This window comes from Pseudomonas sp. PDM30 (assembly GCF_019218985.1).
Lineage (GTDB): Bacteria > Pseudomonadota > Gammaproteobacteria > Pseudomonadales > Pseudomonadaceae > Aquipseudomonas > Aquipseudomonas jessenii.
The window spans coordinates 382,664-397,156 of record NZ_JAHUWM010000003.1; the positions used below are offsets into that span (position 1 = coordinate 382,664).

Here is a 14,493-nt window from a genome sequence, read left to right on the forward strand (position 1 = left end):
TCTGCGATAACAAAAAAGGCGACGTCCTCACGGACGTCGCCTTTGTTCTGACTGCCGCTAAAACTTACTCGGACAGTTTGTAAGCAATCACATAGTCACCCATTTTGGTGCCCAGTGAGCCGTGACCACCGACGACCAACAGCACGTACTGCTTGCCGTCCTTGCCGGTGTAGGTCATCGGCGTAGCCTGACCGCCAGCCGGCAGGCGCGATTTCCACAGCTCGTTGCCGGTGTTGACGTCATAGGCGCGCAAGTACTGGTCCAGCGTACCGCTGAGGAAGCCGACGCCGCCGGCGGTGACCATCGAGCCGCCCATGCTTGGCACGCCGAGTGGCAGGCCGATAGGCAATGGCGAGCTGTCGCGGCTGGTGCCGTTCTTGCGTTTCCACACGACTTTGTTTGTGGTCAGGTCGATGCCGGCCACGTAGCCCCAGGCCGGAGCCTGGCACGGTACGCCTAACGGCGACATGAACGGGTGCATGATCACCGCGTAAGGTGCGCCCGTGTTCGGTTGCACACCCGCGGTTTCGCTCTCGCGCTTGCTGTCGGCCGCGACTTCGGCGCGAGGTACCATTTTCGAGACGAAGGCCATGTAGTTCGGGCTGGTGAAGAGCATCTGGCGAACCGGGTCGACCGAAACGCCGCCCCAGTTGAAGACGCCGACGTTACCCGGATAGATCAGGCTGCCCTGTTCCGACGGCGGGGTGTACTGGCCTTCGTAGCGCAGTTCCTTGAACTGGATGCGGCACAGCATCTGATCGAACGGGCTGGCGCCCCACATGGCTTTTTCGGTCAGTTCCGGGGCCAGCAGGTTCAGGTCCGAACGAGCCTGGGTCGGCGCGGTGCGGTCACCTTTTACGGCACCTTGCGGAGCCGGAATCTCCTTGATCGGGATGATCGGCGTGCCGTCACGACGGTCGAGGACGTACAGGCTGCCCTGTTTGGTCGGGGCGATCAGCGCAGGTTTCACGCCGTCGGCGGTTTTCATGTCCAGCAGGGTTGGCTGGCTGCCGACGTCCATGTCCCACAGGTCGTGGTGAGTGAACTGGTAGTTCCAGCGCACCTTGCCGGTGGCCAGATCCAGCGCGACCAGGCCAGCACTGAACTTCTCGGCGCCCGGGGTGCGGTCTGCGCCCCACTGGTCAGGGGTCTGGTTGCCCAATGGCAGGTAGACCATGCCGAGTTTTTCGTCGACGCTGGCCAGCGACCACATGTTGGCCGAGTTGCGGCTGTAGTGTTCGCCCTCTGGCAGCGGTTCGGTCGCGTCGGGATTGTTGCTGTCCCAGTTCCACACCAGATGACCGTCGTGTACGTCAAAGGCACGGATCACGCCGGATGGCTCGTTGGTCGACTCGTTGTCGGTGACGTGGCCGCCCATGATCACCAGATCACGAGTGATCGCTGCTGGCGAGGTGGAGTAGTAGCCGCCGGCGGTGAACGGGCCGATGCCTTGAGTCAGGTCAACCACACCGTTTTTACCGAAGCCTTCGCAGATCTTGCCGGTGTCGGCGTTGAGTGCGATCAGGCGTGCATCGGCGGTTGGCAGGTACAGACGACGCGGGCAAGCCTGGGCAACGGCTTTGCCAGCCTCGGAAATCACTGCGGAGGCAGCGCTTTCAGACTTGGCGTAGGCTGCTTCGTCGTAGTACGACACGCCACGGCAGGTCATGTGGGCGAAGCCCTTGAAGCCCACCGGGCTCTTGATCTGCGGGTCGAAACGCCACAGTTCCTTGCCGGTGTCCGGGTCCAGCGCCAGCACCTTGCTATGGGCGGTGCAGGCATAGAGCATGCCGTTGGCCTTGAGCGGGGTGTTTTCGTTGGTCAGTTCCACCGGGTCATCAGCGGTTGGCAGATCGCCGGTCTGGATACGCCAGGCTTCTTGCAGCTTGCCGACGTTGGCCGGGGTGATCTGCTTGAGCGGCGAGTAGCGGTCACCGAATTCGCTGCGGCCATAGGCCTGCCAGTCGCCTTCGGGCATCTGCGGCGCGGTGCTGGTCATGTCCGCGGTGTCGCGGCCCAGTTCGCCGAAGGTTTCGCCCGGATGGGTGAACTGGCTGGCCACGGCGGTGGCGCCGGCCAGGACCACGGCCACGCTCAAGGCGCCAGTACCCATAGGGGCAGGGCCGTTGATCAGCAATGGACGACGGAACCACGGCAGCAGCATCACCACACCGAGGGCGAACCACAGCGCCAGGCGCGGCACCAGTTGCCACCAGTCGAGGCCAACTTCCCACAGCGCCCAAACAGTGCTGGCGAACAGTACCAGTGCGTACAGGCCCAGCGCCGCGCGGCGGGCAGCGATCAGCAGGACGCCGCTCAGCGCGATGCCGATACCGGCCAGCAGGTAATAAAGCGAGCCGCCAAGCATGCTCAGCTTGATCCCCCCGGCCAGCATGGCCAGGCCCATCAGCAGAAGCAATATGCCGAGCAGGGTCGGCAATAGACGGCTTCGGCTCAAGGCACCATCAGTGCTCATAGTGTGATTCTCCGTGACGTTTCAAGTAGTCCCGCGCAAGTTCACTGTAGATGACGATCTTGTGCGGGCAGGGTTCATATAAAACGGGTTTGGCTGACGCAGCCCCTGTAGGAGCGAGCTTGCTCGCGAGAAGCCTGAGAACACCGCGGGGTGTCAGGCTCCAAGCGTTATCGTTCACGTCCATCGCGAGCAAGCTCGCTCCTACAGGGGGGGTGTGGTGTTTTTTAGAACGACGACTGGACCTTGATCCCGCCGATCAGCGCGTCATCGACCTCGTCCACGCCACCGGGATGGCGGATGTATTGCAGGTTCGGGCGCACGGTCAGCCAGTTGGTCACGTGCACGCCGTAATAGAGTTCGGCGCTGTATTCGGTGTCCTGAGGCGGCAGGTAGGACGGATTGTCGTAGTCGAAAACAACATTGGCCTGGTTGGTCGCCTCGGCATTCTTGCGATAGGCCGGGTTGACGTGGACGCGGGCCATGGCAAAGCCGATGTCGTCCCTGGCGCGCGCATCGAGCAGGCCTTTGTAGACGAGGCCGGCCTGGACGTAGTTGTCGATGGCGTTGGTTTTTTTGTCGTGCATCGTGCCGTTGGCGAACAGGCTCAAGCCGCGAGAGTGGTCGCTGGCGAGGCTGGTGACTTGCTGCTGAAGGCCCAGCCACGCGCCGTGTTTGCTCGACGCGCTGCGATAGGCTTCGCCACTCAGGGCGGCAGGCTGGCCATTGCTGTCCTTGTAGACGTCGGTGGCGTTAGCGCTGCTGTAGTAGTAACCGGCGCGGTATTCACCCGGCAGGCCGTTGAGTTTCGGCGTCCACACCAGCTCTACCGGCAGGACTGCGCCCTGGGTGCCGCTGCCGCTGAGCTTGAAACCGTTGTCGCGGTCAAGGTTCGACGGGTTCTGCTCATACGCGCCGATCTGCGCGTACAACTCAGGCGTCAGGTGATATTTGACCCGCAGCGCCCACTGACTGACCGGCCAGTTGTACCAGATGTCGCCCGCCCAGTTGCCGACCTGGGAGCCGCAGAACGCCAGGTTTTGGAAGTCGCAGGGGAAGCTGTTGAAGTCTTCGCCTTCGCCGAAACGGCCGACCTTGATGTCGAGCTTTTCATCGAAGAACTTCTGCTGATACCACATCTGCGTCAGGCGCCAGGTCTGGCCGCGGCCCCAGACTTCCTGGGCCGAGGTGAAGCCACCGACACGCGGGTCGTTGATGCGGTCGTTGCTGATGTTGTTGCCGCTGCGTTCGGTGATGGTCAGCTGAAATTCGGCATCGTCCCAGCCGAGGATCTTCTGCAAGTCCAGGTGGGTGCCCAGGCCGAACTGGTCGCTGTAGCGCGCGGTGCGGTCGTGGTCGTAGCCGCCGTGAAGGTTGCTGCCCATTTCGCCGGTGTAATCCAGTTTGAAGTCATAGCCTTTTTCCGCCAGCTCCGTACGTGTGCCGTTCCAGTCGCCGAGCATCCACGGTGAGTCGCTATCGAATGCCGGAGCGGCCTGGACACAGGTGGCGAGGCCGAACGCGGTGAAACCGCCGATCAGTTTGAGGGCGTTGTGGCAAGAGACAGTCTTAAAGACAGCGCTGTCTTTCGAAAATCGCAAATCAGGCATAGGGAAGAAATTCTTGATCTTTTTCTGGGGGATGAGCGGAAGAAGTGACTGGCAGAAGCGTTTCAGCTAAAGCGTGCGCAAGGATAATGTTCCGTTACAAATAGAGAAAGGGCTTTTGATGACATGCATCGTTTCGGATTTTGTAACAGTCAGCTCTTTGTAGGAGCGAGCTTGCTCGCGATGGTCGTGAACGATAACGCGTCAAACCAGATACCCAGCGGCGTCGTTGCGTTTTTCGCGAGCAAGCTCGCTCCTACAGGATTCCAGGATCCCAAAATCACCTACATTTGATAGATCGCTTCCACCCGAAGAAGCCCTCGGCTAAGGTGCGCGGCTTTCCCATTCCAACATCGCTGAAGGCCCGGCATGACCGAACACAACACTGATCCGCTGCATGGCGTGACGCTGGAACAGATCCTCAACGCGCTGGTTGACCACTACGAGTGGTCGGGGCTGGCCGAGCGCATCGATATCCGCTGCTTCAAGAGCGACCCGAGCATCAAGTCGAGCCTGACATTCCTGCGCAAAACCCCGTGGGCGCGGGAGAAGGTCGAGCGCTTGTATGTGAAGTTGATGCGCACCAAACGACCGCTTTGAACATGGTCAACCCTTCTGCGTTACACCGTCGTTTTGTGGTCGTGGCTGCCATGCTCGGCTGGGCGGGGTTGAGCATCCAGATGTACCTGATTTTCCATTCGCGCTGGACGCTGGGCGCCAGCCTGATCGGTGGGCTGGTGAGTTTTTTCAGCTATTTCACCGTGCTGAGCAACACCCTGGTGGCGACCGTGCTGACCTGTGCAGTGACATCCCGCGAGTCGGCGGCGCGTCGCTGGTTCTTGCAGCCGTGGGTCAGTAGTGGCATTGCCGTGAGCATCGCCGTGGTGAGCCTCGCTTACAACCTGCTGCTGCGCCACTTGTGGCATCCCGAGGGCTGGCAATGGCTGGCCGACGAACTGTTGCACGACGTCATGCCGCTGCTGTTTCTGGTGTATTGGTGGAGTTGCGTGCCCAAGGGCAGGCTGCGGGTGGGACACATCGGGTTGTGGGTGATCTATCCGCTGGTCTACTTCGCCTATTCGCTGCTGCGCGGGCATTTGCTGGCGGTTTATCCCTACCCGTTCATTGATGTCGAGAAACTGGGTTATCCACAGGTGTTCATCAATGCCGGCGGGTTGTTGACGGGGTTTGTGGTGATTGCCTTGCTGGTGATTGGGTTGGATCGGTGGCGTGCCGCCCGGAAGTGAACGCTGATTGTGGCGAGGGGGCTTGCCCCCGTTGCGCTGCGAAGCAGTGCTAAAAGCTGCAATGAGTATTTATCTGAAACACCGCATCAGCAGATTTTACGACTGCTTCGCAGCCGAACGGGGGCAAGCCCCCTCGCCACAAAGTCTTCAACCAGCGATTGAGCGAGCAGATCACTCCTCGTCACTGTCCCCCAATTTCCAGTAACCCACCGCCTTGACGAACTGCTCGTCCAGCCCGTGCTCATCCAGCAGCACCCGACGAATCTGCCGCGACACTTTGCTCTCGGTCGCCACCCATGCGTACAGGCTGCCGGCTGGCACCTGGATCTGGCGCACCGTGCTCAACAAATGATCTTTGCCCCCTTCGCGCAGCACCCAGATCACATTGACTTCGGCAGCGCTCTCCAGCACTTGCTGCTCCTTTCCGTTTTCCACTTCGACAATCACCAATGCGCGTCGATTGGCTGCCAAGCCTTCGAGGCGTCGGGCAATGGCGGGCAGGGCGGTTTCGTCGCCGATCAGCAGATAGCTGTCGAACATGTCCGGCACGATCATCGAACCCCGTGGCCCGCCGATGTGCAGGAACTGCCCCGGTTTGGCCTGTTCGGCCCAGGTCGAGGCAGGGCCGTCGCCGTGCAGTACGAAGTCGATGTCCAGTTCCAGGGCGTCCAGATCGTAGCGACGCGGGGTGTAGTCGCGCATCTCAGGCAGCGGACCATTGTCCTTGCCGGCGCCCAGCACCAGGGTTTCCAGCGCCGCGGCCTGTTCGGCATTTTGCGGGAACAACAGTTTGACGTGATCGTCCGTGCCGAGGCTGACAAAACCTGCCAATTCAGGGCCACCCAAGGTAATCCGGCGCATGCGCGGAGTCAGGTCGACCACCCGCAACACTTCCAGGCGACGGCGTTTGATTTCGTGCATGACACGGTGAATGGTTGAGGCGATGACTTCAGTCATTCGGCGTTCTCCTGAACGGGTTGAACGGCGGGGCCGTCGACGATGGCTTTGGCGGTGTCGTTGAGCAGGACAGCGACGCGCCGGATTTCTTCCTTGCTCCAGCGGCCGTGGTGCAGTTGCAGCGCGTGGCGCAGGTTATGCACGGCTTCATGAATTTCGGGCGGGCGATCATGGCCGCGCAGCGAGCGTTTGCTGACATCGATGCGCACCCGCACACCTTCAAGGGCGATGGCTTGCTCTTTCAAGGACAGACGTCCGGCGTCGGTCACGCTGTAGCGTTTTTTTCCGCCTTCGGCGTCGCCCTGGATCATTTCGCTCTCTTCCAGAAAGGTCAGGGTCGGGTAGATCACGCCGGGGCTGGGGCTGTAGGCGCCGTCGAACATGCCTTCGATCTGGCGGATCAGGTCGTAGCCGTGGCAAGGCTGTTCGGCGATCAGCGCCAGCAACAGCAGTTTCAGGTCACCGGGGGCGAAGACCCGGGGGCCGCGACCACCGCGCTCACGTCCGGGACGTTTCTCGAAGCCGTCGCGGCCGTCGCCGTGTTCACGGTGGGGGGAATGATGGTCTCTCATTTCTGCTTTCTCTCGTCGTGTTTAGATACAACTTAAGATATATCTTAACGAGAAAGCAAGCCCCCCTGACCGGTGGCCGTTCCGAGCGTCGAGCCGATGACCCCGCCAAAACCGCAAAAATAGTGGTAATCAGTGCGGGTGAAAAACCTGAAATTAGTGTTAACTCTCTAATGTTGGGTTTTGGCCTGTTAAATGCGGGGTTTGTGGTATTGGTCTTACAGAAGTAACTTCGTTAGTTTCTGCTTGTCATTGCCGTTAGTGTGCGGTTTGTAGTATTTCTCTTACAGTCAGACATTGGTTTTTAAGTTATTTCAGGTTTTTTCTTTCTCGGGTGATAGCACTTTGGCTACGCACTTGCAGGAACGTTCCTGCTTACTTTCCAGATAAATTGATCGATCATCTTTCGGCGTTGAAAGTTCAGCTGAGCAAATAGCTGCTCGTGACGGTTTTGCTCAACTTGAACTTTCTGCGCTTATCCTTTTAAAAGACAGGTACTGAAAGATGTTCAAGAAAATCGCGTTTGCTGCTCCTCTGGCTGTTCTGGCTCTGAGTTCTTCCGCCGTATTTGCCGCGGGTGAAGCCCGTCACTCCATCAACCTTGTCGCGCATGTACCGACCAACGGTTTCTACGTGGTACCGGTCGATCCGGATCTGGTCAACAAGGATCAGAGAATGGATTACATTCCAAGCAAGGGCACCATGGATGAGGTCAACGGTTTCTTCGACGTACGCAACAACAACGGCTCGGTGCATGCCAGCCTTGAAAGCGTGCCGGAGCTGATCAGTGGTGCATCCAAAATTGGCCTGCAAGTGGCACTCAACAATGTAGTGCTCACCACGACTCCGCAAATGGTGGTTGGCGAGACCGAATCGAATGTCAATTACCGTGCCCCACTCAACATCAAGGCACAAGGCACCACCTTTGCACCAGGTGATTACACCGGTGCCGTCACCATGATGTTCGACGCTGTTCCTCCGGTTGCTCTTTGAACTTGATCAAGAGTCATAAGCGCTTACTTGTATAAGTAACGTGACCGATCGGCAATATTAAAAGTTGCCGGTCGGGTTTCAACTTCTTTGATATTAGAGTATTCGTTCATGTTCCCGATGACGCCCATCGCGGCAGCGCTTGCGTTGCTGTTATGTAGCAGCGCATTTGCGGCGCCCGCTTCCGTTGATAATACGCCGCGAAGTTTGCTGGCCCAGGCCAAAGGCTTGCCGGCAGAGTTCGAGGAACATTTTTTCGACGTTCCGTTGGCGGTTCGGGTCGAACTCGATCAGCAACCGTTGGGCGAGGCGATGATTGTATTGTCCCGCGATGACCGGGTGACGTTGCTCGATTTCACCGACACCAGTGAAAGCCGCTTCGGCGCCAGCGAACGCGAGACTTGGGCGGATATCCTCAAACCCGGCGTGGCGCTGGGCGCCTGCAGCGGTCAATGCCCGGAGCAGATGCTGGCGGTGCACTACAACCTGGAAAATTCATTGCTGTCGATCGTCACCGAAAATGCCGAGCGCGACAGCGAAGCCAAGCGTTTCTACGATCAGCCTGAAGGCGGCAGCAGCGGCCTGATGGTGCGCAATCAACTCAATCTCAACGGCGGCCAGGATCAAGACCTGGGCGGTCGTTTCGGTCTGGAAGCCAGCGGCAGCCTGGGCAACTGGAGCCAGACCTTCAACATGCAACTGGCGCGTCTGGGTGGACCGGACGACAAGACCTATCACGCCGTGCATGAGCTCTTCACCCAGCGCGAACTGGAGGGCAGTTTTTTCCGGCTGGGGTACTTCACCCCGAACTCCGAAGGCCTGACACGTCAGCCACGCTCATTCGGCAGCAGCCCGGATACCGCCGTGGGCGTGATGTATGGCAGCTCCGACAGTCTGGCGATCGACAGCCCGAAACCCAGCGTGTACCCGGTTTACGTCACGGCCAACCGTCAGGGTTCCGTGGAAATCTATCGCGATGGCCTGCTGATCAATACACAGTCAGTGCCAGCAGGGTTGCAGACCCTCGACACACGGCCATTGCCGGGCGGTATTTACGAGGTGGAAGTGCGGTTGATCGAAGATGGTCAAATCACCTCGACCACCCAGGAGCTGATCTACAAGCCGAACAACTGGCGCAACCACGATGAGCGCTGGCGCTACAACCTGTTCGCCGGGCAGGAAAGCAAACTGCTGAGCAACTGGGATCAACAGAGCAGTGGCGATGCCACGGCGGGCGCCTCGATCAATTACCTGCTGCACCCACGGGTGATTCTCGGACTGTCGGCACGCCAGGTGCGCGAAAAACTCCAGTACGGCAGCTCCATTGACTGGACCCTGGGCAACAGCACCAGCGTCTACGCCAATCTTTACCAGACCGAAGACCACGGCACCGGCGCCGATCTGCAAGGCCTGTACAACTACGGCTCTGGCAGTCTGGTGATCAGCCACAACCGTAGCTGGCTCGACACCACCAACACTTATGACACCCTGCCCGACGGCACCCGCGTACGCCAACGCAATGTGTTCACCGGCCAGACCAGCAACTCGTCGCTGGCGCTGAACCACCGCATCAGTCGCAAGAGTTCGCTCAACGCGCGGGTGTCCCACAGTGAGGGCAATGTCGAGGGCGTCGGCGTCGACCTCGGCTGGACCCAACGGACCCAGCTGTTTGGCAGCGATGCCAATTGGCGCCTGTCGCTGTTCGACCGTCCGGGCAGCTTCAGCAGCGGCGATGCGCGCAATCGGGGGGTCGACCTGAGCATCAACATGGCGCTCGGCGGTCCGGGCCAGCAGATTTCCGGCAGCATCGGCAGCCGCACCGCCCGTGAGGGTGGTCGCGACAACAACGCCTCGCTCGGTTACCGCAAAGACCTGCAAGACCACGTGTTGCAGAGCGTCTCGGTGACGGCGCTGACCGACACTTATGGCGTCGGTTTGTCGAGCCTGGCGAACTTTCGCACCGACGCCATCAATGGCGACGGTTTTATCCAGCGTTCGTCCTTCAACAACAAATTCACCGGTGGCGTGAACCTCGACAGCACGGTGGTGGTCGGCGCGCAACGCATGGCGTTGACCAGCCAGCATCAAGGGCGCGGCGCCGGGATGATTGTCGACGTCGAGTCCGACATCGACGGTATCGCCTTGCGCGCCGACGACCTCAGCGGCGGCAGCGCGGCGCTGCGGCCGGGGCGCAATTTCATTCCGCTCACGGCCTACAAAAACAGTTCGGTGAGCTTCGACTTCGAAGGCAATCACGTGCCAGCGGCCAGCATCGAGCCGGCGCGCACTCGCTATCACCTGAACAAGGGCGGTGTGGAGTACCGCAAGGTGCGGGTGATGAAAACCCTGACCGTGCTCGGGCGTCTGCTCGATCCGCAGGGTCGGCCGCTCAAGGGCCACCACGTGATCAACCACGCCAGCCGTGGGGTCAGCGAGGTCGATGGCTTCTTCTCGATGGAAATGAACGCTGGTTCACCGACCCTGGAAGTGCGTTATGCCGATCAGTTGCTGTGCCAGTTCCGCCTCGATACCGACAAACACCGCAGTGAAAACAACGTGCTGATGATCGGTGATTTGCGCTGTTCGCCGGACACCTTGGCGGACGCCAATCGCACGGCTGAGACGGCGGGATGACGGATATCCGGTTCAAGGGATTTTTGAGGTCATGTCAAATGTTAGATATTTCACAAGTTAAAAGGTCAGCCATATATGCAGCCGCTGTTGTTGGAGTAGTCGTGGCGCTGTTCCCTGCTTCAGCCGCAGCGGTCACCCAACAAATCAGGGCAGTGTTTTACCCTGATGCATCTAACCCTCAATTCAATAAGTTCGAAAATAGAACGCCGTTAAGTGGTTTTTGCTTGGATAACCCACCTCAATGCCACGCTGAAAACCTGTTCAGCTTACGCCTGCCTATTCTCTCTTACTCGAATGCAACCATTGTGGGCGGTCATACCAACAAGCGTTTGGGGGCGATGTTTAACATTCCTTCGCAATGGCAAGACGTGACCGTCAGCCACCCAACGGCGCCCCCTCAAACCGTCAGGTTCCGGGTGGCCGGCATGGGCGTGGCCTACAAATTACCTCTGCCGGCACCCGAACTGACCGGCGGGTTAGGCCATAACTATCTGTTTGAGGGCGGTACCTGGAGTTATGCCGGTCCACCGTGCACCGGTTTAATGGGTGCGGGTAATGACATTGGTTTCAATAGTTTCTGGCGGCACCCGGTTAGCGCCGAGATTTGCGCCAAGAAGGCTGTTTTCGATATTCCACAACCCTTCAAATATGAAACATTCGACATTACTTATGAGCTTGATACTCCCAATCCCCAAGACATGGTTTCGGGGCAATACACCGGACAGCATATTTTTCGAGTTGGGCCAAGCCAGGATTTTGATTTGGGCGATGTGATGATTCCTCAGGACAACGTCATCGTTCTTGATTTTCTTCTCGACGTTGAACATGTGTTGAAAATCGACATCCCCCCCGGCGGTGAAAAAATTCAGCTGGTCCCGGCTGGCGGCTGGCAGAGGTGGTTGCATGCGGGGCGAAAACCCGTGCGGTTGTTCCGCGACCAGACCTTCAATATCTCGGCCAGTTCTCGCTTCAAAATGTTTTTGCAGTGCTCAATCAGCGATGGACGGGTCTGCTTAATGGCTGATCGGGATTCGATGCTTAGCGCTCCATTGAAAGTCAGCGTGAGCTTGCCTGGTGGCTTGACCGATAGCGCCGGAAGACCGGTCCAGCGTCAGGAACTGGTGACTGAAGGCGGGGCCGTGACTTTTCAACCCAGCCACTATGTGGATCGTAAGCCGGGCACGTTGCACTTCGAACTTGAGAAGCCCGATCACTTTTTTTTGCCAGGGGCGCCAAAACAGTATTTCGGCGGCGTCACCGTGATCTGGGATTCGGAAATCTGATGGGCCGTCTATCGATGGACCGCGCCTGTGTTGTGTTCAATGTCATGAGGTTCAAAGGTATGAAACGTCTGTGGTGGCTGTTGGGTTTGAGCGGGTTTTCTCTGGTGGTTCAGGCCGGGCCGCAGATCAACGTGGGAACGGTGTACGACTATCTGGACGGCGACAAGAGCACTTACCTCAAACGCGTATTCAACAGCGGCGACAGCACCGCGTTCGTCAAGGTCAATATCCTGGAGATCATCTATGACGCCGATGGCAGCCACCGCGAGGTACCCGTCGCAACGCAAGCGGATGGCAGCGGTCGGGATGGCTTGATGGCCAGCCCCGCACGGCTGATCGTGCCGGCCAATGGCATGCAGGGTACGCGTTTGCTGCACATGGGCGCCCGTGACACCGAGCGTTATTTCCGCGTGCGCTTCGTGCCGGTGGTTCCGGAAAAGGAAGATGACTTCGCGGTGTCCAGTGAAGAGCGCGAAACCTACAAGGAGAACCTGTCGGCGGGGGTCAACGTGATGACCGGGTTTGGCACGGTGTTTTTTGTCCGTCCCAAGAACAGCCGTTTCGACAGCGTGATCGATGACAGCGCCGGTGTTTATCGACTGCGCAACAACGGCAACACCGTGGTGGTGATCGATGAGTTTCGCAATTGCTCGCTGAAGAATGAAACCGAGTGCGAGCCGACCACCAAGCATCACGTTCTGGCGGGCAAGTCGTTCGAGTTCGAGAAGAAACCCGGTCGCGAATACCGCTTCAACCTGATTGAAGGCGCCGACAAAAAAGCGTTGCGCGTTGCCAGCCAGTAACACCGCCAAAGGCGGGTCGCCCTGGAAGACTCGCCGCTTTTTTTCTCGCAACAGGTAACTGACATGATCAAGCAATCGGCCATCGCCCTCTGTGTGGGCGTGATGACGTGTGCCCAGGTTTTCGCGGCACGGGAAGAGCGCACGTTCGAAGTGTGGGCGGATATTCCGACCCTGGGCTTTTACGTGCTACCGGCCGAGACGAACTGGATTCATCTGGAACAGACCCTGCCGTGGAATCGCAACACGTCGAAGCTCGAAGGGTTGCGCAAGAATTTCGACGTCAAGCACGACACCAGTGCGATCGAAGCGCGGCTGGACGCCGAGCCCTATCTGTTCAACGGGCGGGAGGACCAGAACATCTACTTGCGGGTCACCTTCAATGGCCAGGAGTTGAGCCACGAGGCGACGCCGCGCGAAGTGGTATCGGCGGCGCAGGCCATGGCAGGCGGGCGCTTTGCTTTGGAAGTCCAGCCGAAAGAGCCGGTGGGTGGTTACAAACCCGGCACTTACTACGGAACGGTGCAATTGATTTTCAGTGCCGCGGCACCCTGATCTGTTTTTGACAGGGCCCAAAAGTGTGAGAGCACACGGGTGTTGCAGCGTTTGAATGTCGAGTGGATATCGCCACCCAGGGAGCAGGGCGGCTTTTCGGAGATGGATACAGATGAATGTCACAGGTGTTTTGTTTTCAAGACGGCTTTTTTGGTTATGGAGCCTTTTAATGGTGTGGTGGCTGATGCCCCAGGCGTTGGCACAAGACGTATCAATCACGGCGTTGTTCAAGCCTGATTCGGCTCATCCGCATCTCAACCAATTCAAGAACACTACTCCGCCCAGTGGCTACTGTCAGCTGTATCCGGGGCAATGTGAGGAAAACAAGACGTTCAGCCTGCAAGTCCCGATTCGATTCGATTCCAGCCAAGCGATCCCGGCCAACCATGCATCGCCGCGCCAGGGCGCAACGTTCAAGGTGCCGGCGCAATGGCGTGATCTGACGGTTCGTCACGAATCCGGGGAAGTGGAGACTGTAAAGGTGAGGATTACGGGTGTGGGCTCCAGGCATGTGACACAAGATGTGATGCAGTTGGTGGGCGGCGCCGATGATTATCGGATTGCGCACAACCTCTTATGGGGATCGAGCTGGGTGAACTCCCCGCCGCCATGTCTTTACAGTGGCGTGGGTTACTACGGTACCAACTACTACGGTTTTTTCTGGAAAACACCGGTTGAGGCCGCGTGTGATAAACAGGCGAAATTCAATATTCCGTGGTTGCGCTACGACCATCTGGATTTTTCCTATGAACTGGTCACGCCCAATCCATTGGGCATGTTGGCAGGCCATTACACAGGCTCGCTCACCTACACGATCGGCCCCAGCGGCGACTTCGATTTCGGCGATGTCATGCTGCCGAGCAGTCCGGTGTTAACCATGAACTTCAACCTCGACGTTCAGCACACCCTCAAGGTCGACATTCCGCCCGGTGGTGAGAAAGTCCAATTGGTACCGGCCGGTGGCTGGCAGAGCTGGTTGCAGGCGGGGCGCAAACCGGTGCGGTTGTTCCGTGACCAGACCTTCAACATCTCGGCCTCATCGCGTTTCAAGATGTACATGGAGTGTGAGTGGAGCACTGCCTACGACTGCATGCTCGATGACCGTGTCTCCAAGCGTGGGGTGGAGCTGCAGGTCTTTGTCACCCTGCCCAATGGCCTGACCGACATGAGCGGGCAACCCGTCAGGCACATGCGAATGCGATCGGGCGCCGCCAATGCGTTGTATTTCCAGCCGGGTTTCTACGTCGACAGGGCGCCGGGTGTTCTGCACTTTGAAGTGCCCCAGAGTCAAATGGCATTCATGCTCGAACCGGGTGCCGGTCCTTTCTACAGGGGCAAGGTCACCGTGATCTGGGATTCCGAGGTCTGAGGCTCGGGG

General features: G+C 58.8%; 12 protein-coding genes. 8 read left to right on the forward strand and 4 right to left on the reverse strand.

Annotated features, from left to right (window positions below):
• Positions 1-64: 64 nt before the first annotated feature.
• Together KW840_RS09130 and KW840_RS09135 are read right to left on the reverse strand one after the other, a co-directional pair.
• A complete protein-coding gene (locus KW840_RS09130; protein WP_218495002.1) occupies positions 65-2,476 on the reverse strand; it encodes a glucose/quinate/shikimate family membrane-bound PQQ-dependent dehydrogenase in 2,412 nt (803 codons plus the stop codon).
• A 224-nt stretch (positions 2,477-2,700) separates the two neighbouring features.
• The gene (locus KW840_RS09135) at positions 2,701-4,083 is read right to left on the reverse strand and encodes a carbohydrate porin (protein ID WP_218495003.1); all 1,383 of its coding nucleotides are present in this window, start codon (positions 4,081-4,083) and stop codon (positions 2,701-2,703) included.
• A gap of 366 nt (positions 4,084-4,449) precedes the next feature.
• Between KW840_RS09135 and KW840_RS09140 the strand changes: the two genes are divergently transcribed.
• Positions 4,450-4,680 carry a VF530 family DNA-binding protein gene (locus tag KW840_RS09140; protein ID WP_090453280.1) on the forward strand — a complete coding sequence of 77 codons (231 nt, stop codon included), beginning with the start codon at positions 4,450-4,452 and terminating at the stop codon, positions 4,678-4,680.
• 2 nt (positions 4,681-4,682) lie between these two features.
• A complete protein-coding gene (locus KW840_RS09145) occupies positions 4,683-5,327 on the forward strand; it encodes a Pr6Pr family membrane protein (RefSeq protein ID WP_218495004.1) in 645 nt (214 codons plus the stop codon).
• Positions 5,328-5,498: 171 nt separating this feature from the next.
• Here the strand turns inward: KW840_RS09145 and KW840_RS09150 are convergent, their stop codons facing one another.
• Together KW840_RS09150 and KW840_RS09155 are read right to left on the reverse strand one after the other, a co-directional pair.
• Positions 5,499-6,284 (reverse strand): siderophore-interacting protein, encoded by a 786-nt coding sequence (locus KW840_RS09150; protein WP_090453282.1) that lies wholly within the window; start codon positions 6,282-6,284, stop codon positions 5,499-5,501.
• Positions 6,281-6,856: a PadR family transcriptional regulator gene (locus tag KW840_RS09155; protein ID WP_057716251.1), complete on the reverse strand. Its 576-nt coding sequence runs from the start codon at positions 6,854-6,856 to the stop codon at positions 6,281-6,283. Before KW840_RS09155 ends, KW840_RS09150 begins: the two co-directional genes overlap by 4 nt.
• 501 nt (positions 6,857-7,357) lie before the next feature.
• On the opposite strand from KW840_RS09155, the gene KW840_RS09160 reads away from it, so the two are divergent.
• The 6 genes from KW840_RS09160 (at position 7,358) to KW840_RS09185 (ending at position 14,484) form a co-directional block, all read left to right on the forward strand.
• Positions 7,358-7,846, forward strand: a complete 489-nt coding sequence (locus KW840_RS09160) for a CS1 type fimbrial major subunit (protein ID WP_057716250.1) — start codon at positions 7,358-7,360, stop codon at positions 7,844-7,846.
• 108 nt (positions 7,847-7,954) lie between these two features.
• Positions 7,955-10,477 carry a TcfC E-set like domain-containing protein gene (locus KW840_RS09165; RefSeq protein WP_218495005.1) on the forward strand — a complete coding sequence of 841 codons (2,523 nt, stop codon included), beginning with the start codon at positions 7,955-7,957 and terminating at the stop codon, positions 10,475-10,477.
• A 38-nt stretch (positions 10,478-10,515) separates the two neighbouring features.
• The gene (locus KW840_RS09170) at positions 10,516-11,760 is read left to right on the forward strand and encodes a hypothetical protein (protein ID WP_218495006.1); all 1,245 of its coding nucleotides are present in this window, start codon (positions 10,516-10,518) and stop codon (positions 11,758-11,760) included.
• A 59-nt stretch (positions 11,761-11,819) separates the two neighbouring features.
• Positions 11,820-12,563 (forward strand): molecular chaperone, encoded by a 744-nt coding sequence (locus KW840_RS09175; RefSeq protein ID WP_218495007.1) that lies wholly within the window; start codon positions 11,820-11,822, stop codon positions 12,561-12,563.
• Between the two features lie 63 nt (positions 12,564-12,626).
• On the forward strand, positions 12,627-13,115 hold the full coding sequence (locus KW840_RS09180) for a CS1 type fimbrial major subunit (protein WP_057716247.1): 489 nt from the start codon (positions 12,627-12,629) through the stop codon (positions 13,113-13,115).
• Positions 13,116-13,284: 169 nt separating this feature from the next.
• Complete coding sequence (locus tag KW840_RS09185; RefSeq protein WP_224795449.1) at positions 13,285-14,484, forward strand: DUF2771 domain-containing protein; 1,200 nt, start codon at positions 13,285-13,287, stop codon at positions 14,482-14,484.
• Positions 14,485-14,493 lie beyond the last annotated feature (9 nt).

What these genes read in the sequence shown, in the direction of transcription:
- KW840_RS09130 (WP_218495002.1), bottom strand. Translation starts at nt 2,476, where the DNA reads ATGAGCACTGATGGTGCCTTGAGCCGAAGCCGTCTATTGCCGACCCTG.
- KW840_RS09135 (WP_218495003.1), bottom strand. Translation starts at nt 4,083, where the DNA reads ATGCCTGATTTGCGATTTTCGAAAGACAGCGCTGTCTTTAAGACTGTC.
- KW840_RS09140 (WP_090453280.1), top strand. Translation starts at nt 4,450, where the DNA reads ATGACCGAACACAACACTGATCCGCTGCATGGCGTGACGCTGGAACAG.
- KW840_RS09145 (WP_218495004.1), top strand. Translation starts at nt 4,683, where the DNA reads ATGGTCAACCCTTCTGCGTTACACCGTCGTTTTGTGGTCGTGGCTGCC.
- KW840_RS09150 (WP_090453282.1), bottom strand. Translation starts at nt 6,284, where the DNA reads ATGACTGAAGTCATCGCCTCAACCATTCACCGTGTCATGCACGAAATC.
- KW840_RS09155 (WP_057716251.1), bottom strand. Translation starts at nt 6,856, where the DNA reads ATGAGAGACCATCATTCCCCCCACCGTGAACACGGCGACGGCCGCGAC.
- KW840_RS09160 (WP_057716250.1), top strand. Translation starts at nt 7,358, where the DNA reads ATGTTCAAGAAAATCGCGTTTGCTGCTCCTCTGGCTGTTCTGGCTCTG.
- KW840_RS09165 (WP_218495005.1), top strand. Translation starts at nt 7,955, where the DNA reads ATGTTCCCGATGACGCCCATCGCGGCAGCGCTTGCGTTGCTGTTATGT.
- KW840_RS09170 (WP_218495006.1), top strand. Translation starts at nt 10,516, where the DNA reads ATGTTAGATATTTCACAAGTTAAAAGGTCAGCCATATATGCAGCCGCT.
- KW840_RS09175 (WP_218495007.1), top strand. Translation starts at nt 11,820, where the DNA reads ATGAAACGTCTGTGGTGGCTGTTGGGTTTGAGCGGGTTTTCTCTGGTG.
- KW840_RS09180 (WP_057716247.1), top strand. Translation starts at nt 12,627, where the DNA reads ATGATCAAGCAATCGGCCATCGCCCTCTGTGTGGGCGTGATGACGTGT.
- KW840_RS09185 (WP_224795449.1), top strand. Translation starts at nt 13,285, where the DNA reads ATGGTGTGGTGGCTGATGCCCCAGGCGTTGGCACAAGACGTATCAATC.